The sequence below is a fragment of the Shewanella sp. Isolate13 genome (assembly GCF_022398325.1).
Taxonomy (GTDB): Bacteria; Pseudomonadota; Gammaproteobacteria; order Enterobacterales; family Shewanellaceae; genus Shewanella.
In genome coordinates this window covers 99,696-110,919 of record NZ_JAKEVD010000001.1, presented here as the reverse complement: position 1 = coordinate 110,919, position 11,224 = coordinate 99,696, and the positions used below count along the sequence as shown (strand labels likewise).

Annotated in this window: 10 protein-coding genes and 1 tRNA gene; 5 read left to right on the top strand and 6 right to left on the bottom strand. The window is 44.2% G+C overall.

Annotated features, from left to right (window positions below; translation table 11 throughout):
* Positions 1-49: 49 nt before the first annotated feature.
* Both L1D44_RS00460 and L1D44_RS00455 read left to right on the top strand, forming a co-directional pair.
* Positions 50-391, top strand: a complete 342-nt coding sequence (locus L1D44_RS00460) for a hypothetical protein (RefSeq protein ID WP_239888283.1) — start codon at positions 50-52, stop codon at positions 389-391.
* Between the two features lie 200 nt (positions 392-591).
* Positions 592-1,251, top strand: coding sequence for a thiopurine S-methyltransferase (locus L1D44_RS00455; RefSeq protein ID WP_239888281.1), 660 nt, complete (start codon positions 592-594; stop codon positions 1,249-1,251).
* Positions 1,252-1,558: 307 nt separating this feature from the next.
* Here L1D44_RS00455 and L1D44_RS00450 read toward each other — a convergent pair whose 3' ends face one another.
* Complete coding sequence (locus L1D44_RS00450; protein ID WP_239888279.1) at positions 1,559-2,581, bottom strand: porin; 1,023 nt, start codon at positions 2,579-2,581, stop codon at positions 1,559-1,561.
* A 559-nt stretch (positions 2,582-3,140) separates the two neighbouring features.
* Positions 3,141-4,187, bottom strand: coding sequence for a porin (locus L1D44_RS00445; RefSeq protein WP_239888278.1), 1,047 nt, complete (start codon positions 4,185-4,187; stop codon positions 3,141-3,143).
* Positions 4,188-4,571: 384 nt separating this feature from the next.
* Between L1D44_RS00445 and tcdA the strand changes: the two genes are divergently transcribed.
* Positions 4,572-5,393: a tRNA cyclic N6-threonylcarbamoyladenosine(37) synthase TcdA gene (tcdA, locus tag L1D44_RS00440; RefSeq protein WP_239888276.1), complete on the top strand. Its 822-nt coding sequence runs from the start codon at positions 4,572-4,574 to the stop codon at positions 5,391-5,393.
* Positions 5,394-5,583: 190 nt separating this feature from the next.
* On the top strand, positions 5,584-6,201 hold the full coding sequence (locus tag L1D44_RS00435; protein ID WP_220769624.1) for a superinfection exclusion B family protein: 618 nt from the start codon (positions 5,584-5,586) through the stop codon (positions 6,199-6,201).
* Positions 6,202-6,295: 94 nt separating this feature from the next.
* Here the strand turns inward: L1D44_RS00435 and L1D44_RS00430 are convergent, their stop codons facing one another.
* Positions 6,296-6,430 (bottom strand): DUF3149 domain-containing protein, encoded by a 135-nt coding sequence (locus tag L1D44_RS00430; RefSeq protein WP_012153859.1) that lies wholly within the window; start codon positions 6,428-6,430, stop codon positions 6,296-6,298.
* A 329-nt stretch (positions 6,431-6,759) separates the two neighbouring features.
* Between L1D44_RS00430 and L1D44_RS00425 the strand changes: the two genes are divergently transcribed.
* Positions 6,760-6,844: transfer RNA gene (locus L1D44_RS00425), tRNA-Leu, on the top strand.
* Positions 6,845-7,036: 192 nt separating this feature from the next.
* Here L1D44_RS00425 and L1D44_RS00420 read toward each other — a convergent pair.
* The 3 genes from L1D44_RS00420 to L1D44_RS00410 all read right to left on the bottom strand — a co-directional run bounded on the left by L1D44_RS00420 (position 7,037) and on the right by L1D44_RS00410 (position 11,136).
* Positions 7,037-8,167 (bottom strand): site-2 protease family protein, encoded by a 1,131-nt coding sequence (locus L1D44_RS00420; protein WP_239888275.1) that lies wholly within the window; start codon positions 8,165-8,167, stop codon positions 7,037-7,039.
* Positions 8,168-8,267: 100 nt separating this feature from the next.
* Positions 8,268-9,932, bottom strand: coding sequence for a FapA family protein (locus L1D44_RS00415; RefSeq protein ID WP_239888274.1), 1,665 nt, complete (start codon positions 9,930-9,932; stop codon positions 8,268-8,270).
* 178 nt (positions 9,933-10,110) lie between these two features.
* Positions 10,111-11,136 carry a class I SAM-dependent methyltransferase gene (locus L1D44_RS00410; RefSeq protein ID WP_239888273.1) on the bottom strand — a complete coding sequence of 342 codons (1,026 nt, stop codon included), beginning with the start codon at positions 11,134-11,136 and terminating at the stop codon, positions 10,111-10,113.
* Between the last annotated feature and the right edge of the window lie 88 nt (positions 11,137-11,224).

Genomic DNA, 11,224 nt, shown 5'->3' with positions numbered 1-11,224 from the left:
AAATGATATAGGCAAAGGAAAAAGCTTACATATCAATACAGAGGTAGCTATGTCAGGATTAGACAAATCACAGTTAATTGAACTACTTGAGTACCCTAGGCGTCGAATTCTGCAATCGATGGAGTTGAATTACTGCCCTCATGCAGGTTTTTTCAATCACACCGATATGGAGTGCATTAATTGCCATCAAGGCATGGAATGTACTTGGATGAACCATAACGATGAAACGATTGCTGTTGAGCGAAAGTCAGCCGAAGAGTTGAAGCAACAACTTCTGGTTGCGGTTGATTTTATCGATTCAAGTTTAACGCCACATCATCTGTCACGTCGTCAATGTGAATGCGAAAACTGTGTATGGTTAAAGCGAGTTCAGCAAGTACTTAAGGCGTAAAATCCTAGGTTTTGACTTGGTATTGTTCGCTAGATAGCGCGTATTCTTTTTTGCTTCCGTTTCACTCTGTCTATAGAGTAATAGCTATAGCGGTATACCAAGTCTTGAATCATCACGATTCTAGTCAGATCTAGTTAGTTCCTCCTCAGATATTCGAGTGCTCGGTCATACCTTAGTTTTCTTTGATATGGATCTTGAATATGCAGCCAAGTTTTTGGCATGAAAAATGGGATGCCCAGCAGATTGGCTTTCATTTGAGTGCAGTTAACCCCCTCCTTGTTAAGTACTGGCCACAACTTGAACTCGATACTAACGCTCAGGTTTTTGTTCCTCTTTGCGGTAAATCGTTAGACATGTGCTTCTTGGCCGAGCAGGGTCATCACATTCTTGGATGCGAGCTAAACGAGTTGGCCGTACAGCAGTTTTATCGAGAAAATTCACTGCCTTTTGAAGTCAGTCGCACTGCCGAACATCAACGTTTCCATACCGAGCAGGTGAGCATCTATCAGGGCGATATCTTTAGTCTCGACGCGAGTGAGATGCTAAATACAACGGCGTTTTACGACCGTGCTGCATTAATTGCTTGGCCAGAAGAGATGCGTTTAGCCTATGCCAATCAGTTAGCTAACTTGATCCCTGATAACAGTGTTGGTCTATTGATCACCCTAGATTATCCCCAGGCTGAATTGAATGGTCCGCCTTTTGCTGTGTCCGATGATTGGATACAGGCCAACTTAGCAGCAAACTTTAAGATAGAGCGTTTAGCCTGTGAAGATGTGCTTGCTGACAATCCGAGGTTCGTGAAGAAGCAGGTGTCATGGCTGACAGAGTCGGTTTATAAGTTAACGCGGAAAGGCTGAAAAGAAGGTTCTAGGAAAAGTAGGTTCTAGGAACTAGGAAAGGCAAAGATGGTAAAAGCCGGGTAAAGCAAGGAAAAGCTGAGACGGTAAAGGCGGAAAAGCTAAGAAAGAGCAAAGATAATGTTTTTGCTTTTTCTCTTCCTAGCAGGGCGTAGCCCGTCCTCGCAGCGAAGCGTCCTAGGATCTAGTCCCTTTTTTATAACGAAGCGTCCTCGAGTCTTCTCAGTTTTTAGCTAGATAAAAAAAGCGACCCTAAGGTCGCTTTTTTATGACTTGAAATCGTTATAGAGTCTACAGACTCAATCGATTAGAAGTTGTAACGTACACCAACAGTGAATACGTTATCGTCTTCTAGATCAACTTTAGCAGTACCTACTTTGTGGTCGCCTTCGTACATAGCGTAGTGGCCATATACCATAGTTGATTTAGAGATCTTGTAGTCAGCACCAACTGTGATTGACTGAACGTTTACATCAGAACCGTCTACATCTGTGATGTTTGAGTAGTACTTACCGAAACCAGCTTCATCTTTACCGTACTCAGCCTTTAGGTTAACGCCGTTTAGGTTGTAAGCAACGTTTACGAAGTAAGAGTTACCTTCTTGATCTGTTGTTTGGCTTTCAGTGTTTTGGAATAGACCACCGATTTTGAAGTCACCTAACTTAACTTGAGCAACACCACGGTATGCGTCGATGCCACCGATAGTGTTATAAGCAGCTGCTACATAGTAGTTTTGTGCCTTAAGCTTCTTGTCACCGATAGTTGCACTTAGTGCGTACTGATCTTCGTAAGAAGTTTCGTTAGCTTCGTTAGTGTAGTTGTCTTCCATTAGGTAAGTCGCGTTTAGCGTTACTAAATCAGCAATCTTTGGAGAGTAGTACCAGATACCATCGCCTTTACGCGCTTGACCACCAACTAGACGGTCGATATCGGCGTTAGTGTTACCGAATAGATCTACGCCACCTTCAGACTGCTTGAATACAGTGTCGTTACGACCAACAAGTACAGTACCTGCTTGAGACTTAAGACCTAGGAAAGTGTTACGAGCTTTGAAAGTCTCACCAGAGTTAGTAGTGTTTTCTACTTGAAATTCCATCTGGTAAACAACGTCGATGTTGTTAGTTAGGCTTTCTGAGCCTTTAACACCCACGTGAGAGAAGTTGTTCTCGAAAACGGTACCTTCTTTGCCGTTTTGAGTCGTTGCACCTGTGTCAGAGTTAGTTACAGCTAGATCTAAACGGCCGTAAAAGCTAGGACCATCGGCTAGCGCGCCGAAAGAAGCTAGGGTTAAAACTGATGCCACTGATGCCGAGATTAGCGTCTTTTTCATTTCATTTGCTCCCAGAACCTAAGTTCCTATTCGTTTCTTATGGTTTATTGCATAAACTTTTGTTTTTGTTACGCGCGTCCTAGCCCATAACAATTGTGGGGCTAAATATTACAGTTTTATGGATTTGAAATTGTGGAGTAGATCATGTTTTCAAGGGTCAAGCACGTAATTGCTACTTTTTTGTGACGTTTGAGGAGGTTTGGTTGTTTATTTGGTAACTTCTATGGAAATAAACACTTAAATGTATCTCTAAAGGAGTATCCATCACGGCTGACTTTAAATTATTTGTAGCTTTTTTAGTGTAAATTGAAGTCGGAAAGCGGTTGTTTTACCGTATTATTTTCTGCTGAAAAATTAACCAGTGGTGGGGTTGGAGTGAAAAAGCCCTAGAAATGCTCAAATGTTATGTTTTTGTTGTTAAAACTGTTGTGGTTAAAGCTATTAACTTCCCATTGAATGAAAAAGTCCTATAAATAGAAAAGGCAGCTTACGCTGCCTTTTTACGTTTAAGATCTTCTCTTATTTGTCTAAGCCGACTACGTCAGCAAAGCAGCTTAAATTAGAAGTCGAAACGCATACCAAGAGTGAAGATGTCATCACCTAAATCTTGTGTCGCACCAGCTAGTTTTATGTCGCCATCGTACTTAGTGTAGTGACCGTATACTAGAGTGTTCTTGCTTAGACGGTAGTCAGCACCCACGCTGAACTGCTGTAGATCCACATCGCTAACAGTTTCTAGAGCGGCGCCGTCTACGCTACCTACATAGCGGCTAACATACTTGCCAAGACCTGAGTCGTCGCTACCGTACATAGCTTTAAGCTTTAGGTTACCCATAACGTATGCAGCGTTTACGAAGTAAGTGTCACCTTCAAGGTTGGCGTACTTGCTGTCTACGTGCTCACTGTTTTGGTAGAAACCACCTAGGATAACTTGGCCAAGCTTAACTTGAGCCACGCCGCGGTAGGCTTTCACATTTTCGATGCCATCGTTATATGCAGCAGAAACATAGTAGTTCTGTGATTTTAAGCCCTTGTCACCAACAGTCGCGCTTAGTGCGTACATGTTGTCTGCTGTGGTATCTTGATCGTAGTTGTCATCCATTAAATAGGTAGCATTTAATGTCACTAGATCGGCAATTTTTGGCGAGTAGTAAGTGAAACCATCGGCGCTACGAGCTTGACCTGCAGCTAATAGATCGATATCTGAGTTAGTGTTACCGAAAAGGTCGAAACCACCTTCAGACGCTTTAAATACAGTGTCGTTACGACCGACTAGGATAGTACCTGCTGTAGCAGACTTAAGGCCTAGGAAGGTGTTACGTGCTGCGAAAGTGTTGCCAGAGTTATCGAAGTTGCTAACACCAAACTCCATCTGGTAAACCACTTCAAGATCGCTGTTGATCGCTTCAGTACCTTTTACACCCAACCATGAGAAGTTGTTCTCAATGATAGTACCTGACTTTTGGTTTTGAGTAGCAATCCCCATGTCAGAGTTGGTAACGGCTAGATCAGCACGACCATAGAAATTTGGGCCATCAGCAAGTGCTGTAAAAGAGGTGGCGGCTAGTGCAGAAATAATCGTGGCGGACAGAACAGTTTTTTTCATTTTCATCTTCCTGTAGCGAATTGCTATTTTAGTTTGCAGGCTATCAATATTCGTTAGCCCTATTCGCGGGCCAACAAGAGTGAAGCTGTATTTGTCGGGCGAGATTCTGGCACGGAATAGGATTTTCTGTTTGTGATCTAAATCAAATTCAATGTATTTTCTGTGATAGCTATCATGTCACTTTACCCTTTTTAAACAAGGGTTTAAGCTGTGGTTAACAGCGGATACATGTCAGGTGTCTATTTGCTCTACTTTTGCTTAAGTTGGTAACAGGTGTATCTTTGGCTGTGGTTATTTTTTTAGAGTTTTTCCTGTATTTAAGATAAAATTAGCAAGCTATTTATGTTTTCTATTTTCTAGACTTTTTCTACATTGAGTATCATTTTGAATAATCACACCTTGTCAGACGCTTACTTGAATCGCTTCGCAGGTATCGGCCGTTTATATGGTCAACAGGCTTTAAGCTTTTTTGCACAGGCCCATGTTGTCGTAGTGGGGATCGGTGGTGTCGGCACTTGGGTTGCTGAGTCTTTGGCAAGAAGTGGTGTCGGACAGATCACTCTTATCGATCTGGACGATATTTGTGTGACCAATACCAACAGGCAGGCTCATGCGTTAAAAGACACCATTGGTGAGTCTAAGGTCGAGGTGATGGCGCAGCGCCTTAAGCTGATCAATCCTGAATGTATCGTGAATGAGGTAGAAGACTTCATCACCCCTGAAAACTTATCTGAGTATTTTCAGGGTAAAAAGCAGGGCGGTAGCATAGATTACGTTGTGGACTGTATCGATGCCGTTAAGGCTAAGACAGCCTTAATTGCCTGGTGTAAGCGTCAAAAGTTACCCATTATTACCGTGGGTGGCGCCGGCGGCCAGATGGATCCGACTCAAGTGCAGGTTACTGACTTAGCTAAGACATACCAAGATCCATTGTTAGCTAAAGTGCGTAATCAACTAAGACGCGAATATAACTTTTCTAAGAATGTAGCCCGCCGTTTTTCAATCGAGGCGGTGTTCTCTACTGAGCAGCTGGTTTACCCCCAAGCTGATGGTACGGTATGCAGTACTAAGGCGACGGCCGAAGGCAGTATGAGAATGGATTGTGCCTCAGGTTTTGGAGCCGTCACAGTGGTGACTGGCACCTTCGGTTTTGTAGCGACGAGTAGGGTGTTGACCAAGCTTGCGGCTAAGGCAAACGCTAAGTAAAAGCTTAAACTTAAGTTGGCAATCATAATAACAGCTCGGTACAAGTAGAGGCGTCCATAGGACGCCTTTTTGTTATTTGTTGATTTTCTATCGCCTTAAACTCGCAAAATTAACCTATATCACTATAAAAGCTGGCACTATTATTGCTTTTGAATATACCAGAAACAGAATTCTGACACTGGATATGATTATGCAAAAAGTGGGTTTTAACACGGCTTCCTTTAAAATGATTTCTCCTAAAAAGGTGGTTTTTACAACCATGCTTTGGCTGACGCTTGCATCGGCGGCACTACTCTTCGTTCCACAACCACTGCTAGCTTCGTTAAGTCTGGCCGAGTTGTCACAAAATCATGCTCACTTTATTGGTTTAGGCTTGATCATTGGCTCCGCTTATTTATTGACGCTGTTGCTAAACTATTTCCTTGATGAGGCGATCAGTTACTTCAGTGATAAGCGTTCTGTCGAGGTGATCGAGGAGAAGGTTAAGTTACTCGATCCTATGGAGCGAGCCTTGCTAAGAGAGTTCTTCCTGCAGGGACAAACTATTTTGACACTACCTGAGCAAGAGACGGCAGTGAAGAGCCTACTACAAGCAGGAATTTTGGAACACTTAGGCAATCAGAAGCATTATGCGATTCAAGGTTCTACGGCAGATTTTAAGATCTCCATGCGTGCTCGGGTCCACTTAAACCGTCAGGTATTACGTTTCCCTGTTGGCGAGCCTAGCCCTGAAGATATGAAGAACTTGATTAAGGCGCGTCCGCACTTCGTCAATAACCTTGTTGCGCCGAGGAAACATGCAGCCTAGAGACTCTGTTCGAGTTTTCGAGCCTAGGTTATGGCTGTTTTTGAGCAAAAAAAGGGGGGCGAATAGCCCCCTGCATTAGAAAGATTGACGAAAACTAATTTTCGGGATCCGCAGACTTGGTATAGAACATCCACATCAGATAAGAGATGATGCCAATTGTACTAAAGATAACTATCATCGAGAGCAATCCTATTGGGTTGCCAAACATCAAATCTAACCAGAATGCCATTTGCGAAATCCTCTTTCTTTTTCTTAGTTCCCGTTAACAATACGCCGCACTCTCAGTATGCTTTTTGATCTCAGTCAAAAGTCGGTTCTGTTATTAAAGAAATGAGCTGTTTTTGTTAACAAGTATGCTGTAGATCATGTTTTGCTAATTTTGTGTGGTGTTCGATAGATGGCTTTTGCGCGGATAGTAAACGGATAAACCTACTTGAGCGTGAAAAATGGCCACTTGATAAAAACCTTGGCTCAAAGTACTTGCCATTCATCTGCTGGTAGGTATAATTCCGTTCACTTACTGAGGTCGAGCAGATTTTAGTGAGAAATATTGATAATGCCTGAGTGGTGGAATTGGTAGACACGTCGGATTCAAAATCCGATTTCGAAAGAAGTGACGGTTCAAGTCCGTCCTCAGGTACCATTATCAAGAAAGCAACCTGCCATCGAGCAGGTTTTTTTATGCCTGAAGTTTGGCTCTTATTTAATATCTTGCCTAAGCCTAATGATTGCGAGCAAAATTTCGCAAACTAAAGCGCTCTCTTAAACTAGCTTTAAAGTGATAAGCATAAAAAAACCGGCATAAAGCCGGTTTTCTGCGGCCGAAGCTTGCTGGTTAGCTTTTTAAAATTTCTAGCGGTAGCGCTAGCATTTCATCACCGCTGGCTGCAAAGTACCAGATAATGCCGATGAGGGCGCCAACGGTTAAGAAGTACCAGACTGCAGAGAAAATCTGACCATAGCGATCCAGTGGCAATAGGTGGCTCTGGTGCCGAGTTTTCCACTCAAATACTATCTCAGCACTGCCTATAAGCAGTAAGAACCCCAGAAGAGCAAGCCCTAGCGAATAACTGATATACACACCCACTGCAGCACCAAGGATACAGGCGACTAATCCCATCATGCTGTTCATCGAAAAGCTGATACTCTTTAGAATATGGCCGCCATCTAGGGGTAAAATAGGTAGTAGGTTAAACAGATTGAGTAGCGCGTTGAAGGTGGCTAAACCGGCAAAGAAAATATTTCCTGTTACCCAGTAGGCCACAAGCGATGCGATTGACATCAGTAAACCAAAGGTCGGGCCCATAATGGAGATCACCACATCTTGCCAGCGGGTATTTATCTTCTCATCACTTAAGGCTAGGCCGCCCATAAACGGAATTAAATAGATGCCTTTGGTTTTCATGCCAAAGTATTTCATTGCACGAATATGACCATATTCATGGAAGACTAAACAGGCAATAAGTGCCAGCGCAAACTGGAATGAAAATAACCAAGAGTATGCGGCAACACTGGCACCAGCGAGCAGCACCTTAATCACCTTAGCACTTTTCAGTAACTTAAAGCCCAGCGATGCCAGACCCACGACACTGAATTGTCGCTTCTCGGGGATGGGAGTGGTCGGTGTTTGCCGCTCAATATCTTTAGCCGTGCGTTGACCCGTTGTAATTACTTCATCGTCTTGGAGTAGACGGTAGTCGATGATAAAGGGTTGCCACTGTAGGTCGGTTTCAAGGGTGATTTTGATTGTCTGCAACGGCACAGGCTCGCCATCGGTGACAAGTGCAGGATCTTGAGTCGACAACTCAAAAGTGTGGCTTTTGAGCCCTTCGTTGTTGGGGCTAGCTTGGATCACTGAGACTAGGTTATCGCCCCAAAACAGTTGTTGCCAGCCAGCAAGAGAGCCTTCTAGGCGTAAGGGCTTGCCTAGGCAGTCGATTTTCAATAATTCCACGAGATGACTCACACAATAAAAATGGCTCAATTATGCCGTGATTTACAGCGTTAAGGAACGGCTGAAGCACTTGAATCTGGTCTAATTATCCCCGTTAGAGCAGAATTAATGGTTATTGGCTGTAATCGAAGTGGATCTCATTATTTTCATTTTGGATGTGACACGGCCCATGCTCTCTCTGGGTACGTTGAAACGCCGTCCCGATATGGAGTTCAACATTAGAGAAGACATGCTTGAGTGCATCGATCCGGTAGTGCTTATAGTAGCCATCTACCTCCATCTTCAATGTTTCAAACTCAGCTTCCTCTTGGGCGCGGGCTAGGGTTGTGCGGCGCTTTTCCTCCAGCATGACGGTTACTTGCTCTACCATCATAGCATCACCTTGCCACTGCTCTTTAGGCGGGAGTTTCCTGAGCTGTGCCTCGATATTTAGACCTGCAACGACCATGGATTTAATGCTCTGATCCAGCTGCTTGAGCTGTTGTTTTAATTCTGCAAGCTCCATGGCGCAAAAAAGTTCAGTTTTAGTGTCGGCGGTGGCGCCGATAGCAACGGCCTTAATCCCTCTGCATGCCTCAGCTTTGCCGCCAACGAGATCGCCACGGCGGCCGCTGGCATCACTAACGAGTAATTGCTGTTGAGTTTGTGTATGACTATGTAGCAGTTGCTTGGTGACTAAGATATTGCCTGCTGCGTTGAGCTCTGAATATTGCACGAACTGAGCGCTGATCTGACCCTGAGCGGTTAACTTCGTCGACAAACTTAAGTCTTTTAGCTGGCGACCAATGACCCCTTTACTGACGGTGATATCGCCTTTCGCCTCTAGTGTCGCTGAATCGACAAAGCCCATAACAGTGATATCACCCAGGCTTTTTACCACCATTCCTTCACCCACATCGCCAGTGATCAACACGCTGCCTTTAAAGTCGACATGACCATAGCCAACATCGACATTTTTTATCTGCAATACATCATCGACCTGCATTCCCGATGGCGTTTCAACGGGTTGGCCAGCCACGGTAGCGATAAGTTTGTTAGGATCATCTGGGCTAAACTCGGTACCGTTGCCAGCGGTGAACTTAACATCTTTACCTGGCTTGGCAATCAACTTTTCGCCATAGACATTGTAGCCATCAATGCCTAGGGTGGCAGGATGTTTCTCGATGAGAAGATTGCCGGGCTTGACCATGATAACAGCCCCTAGATTGCGCATATCGACGGTACCATCGCTATTTGATTGAGGTTGTAGCAAGCGTTCTCTAGCGAGGGATACTTTTCGCTCTAGCTTGGCTGGTGTGCCGTTCACAGCGGCTCGACCATTAGCTATGATGCTGTGACACTTTTCACCGGGTAAAAGGGTGGCGAATTTGGCAAGTAATGCGTCAATTTTGGCCTTGCTTAGCCCCATACTAATGCGTTGTAGCTTAAGATTTTCCAGTACATCTCTAAGCCCTAAATTTTTGCCTCCGAAGGCCGCAGTTAATGTCATGCTTGCCTGCATTTTATCGCTGGAGACATCGAAGCTTATTTCGGCATCACGTCTTTCGCCGATTTCAAAAAATAGTTCTGTTTTCCCTTCATCTTTTGGGTGCAGCTGATTGACTTGAATGACGGCTTGGGAGATTACGGCTTTCAAGGGGCACAGACAAGAGAAGTCTGGTAGCGCTAAAAGCTGTAGCAGAGCATCTTCTGTTATCGGCCCATTGAGACTCGGGACGATTCTTAATTCGGCTTTTTGATTATCTTGACTAAACTCAATGAGCTCTGGGCGCAACATAAAAATCCCATCCGTTTCTTTTTATTATTTTTAATAAACAGCTCTGGGAGTATAACCATATAAAAGGCTGGTTAAAAAGTGTCTATGATAAATAGTGTGACTGAAGGGCGAGTTGACGACGCTCTAAGTCACAGAATTGATGGGATAATCCTGGACTTAGAGTTGAGTTTCGCGGGAGTTATTTTATGTTGGAATAGATCTTATATTTGTTATTTTCGGCTGCCACGTTCACCTTACCAAAGTTGTCAGCAATGGTGTCGGAATAAGGCAGGTGACGATTAGCCACAATATGAAATATTCCACCCGGCTTTAAATTTGCGGCGCTGTCTTTAACGAAATTGGTGGCAATGTTGGTAGTGCTCGCAAGGCCATCATGGAACGGTGGGTTAGAGATAATACCATCGTAGCGTTGAGAGGTTTGTGCTAGGCCATCAGATGCAAAAACATTGGCCTTAAAGCCGTTTGCCTCTAAAGTTAATTCGCAAGAGGCTAGCGCCATGGCATTGATATCGACACAATCGAACTCAAGTTCCGGCTGAGCCTTGAGTAGTGCGGCCGTGATTACACCAGCCCCGCAGCCAAAGTCGAGCACTTTGCCACACATCTTTGGTAGGTTCGCCAGTAACAGCTCTGTACCTTCATCGAGCTTCTTCTCGCTAAACACGCCCACTAAATTACAGATGGTCACCTGTCCCTGAGGGGTATCGAGTTGATAGCGGCTTAGCCAGTCAGCCAGTTTTAATGTCGGAGCGGGTGCATTCAGCTCGCTGGTAAATACGATGCAGTGACGGGCATTATCGGCTTTAAACGGCTTATCAAAATAGCTAGGAAGCTGCTTAGGCAGGGATTTTATTCCACCCTTATTTTCTCCGACAACTATGAGCTGCCCTTGTGGCTTTAGGTGTTTAGCGGCGAGATTAAACAGATAAGGTGCTAGAGCCTTTGCTTTTGGGAAGTAGACGATGACACTATCAAAGCACTCGTCAGTTGGCAGCTGATGACCAAAGTAGAGGGTTAAATCTGCACTGGAATAGGGCTGCATCATCAAATGGTGATGGTAGTCTAATGCTAATCCGCAAACTTTGCTGGCGGTATCTAACAACGCTTTTGGTAGCTGATCGCTTTCATAATTGAGCACCAATACTGATTGGTCTTTGACTAAATCACTGTTTCTGAGAAGGACTTGTGAAGCGTTGGTTAGCATGTGTATTCAAGGTCGGCTTTTAATTGGCTGCGATTATACCCCAACTACTTTGGAATGCGAATTTGATGGAGTTGCCTGTATCAAAAAA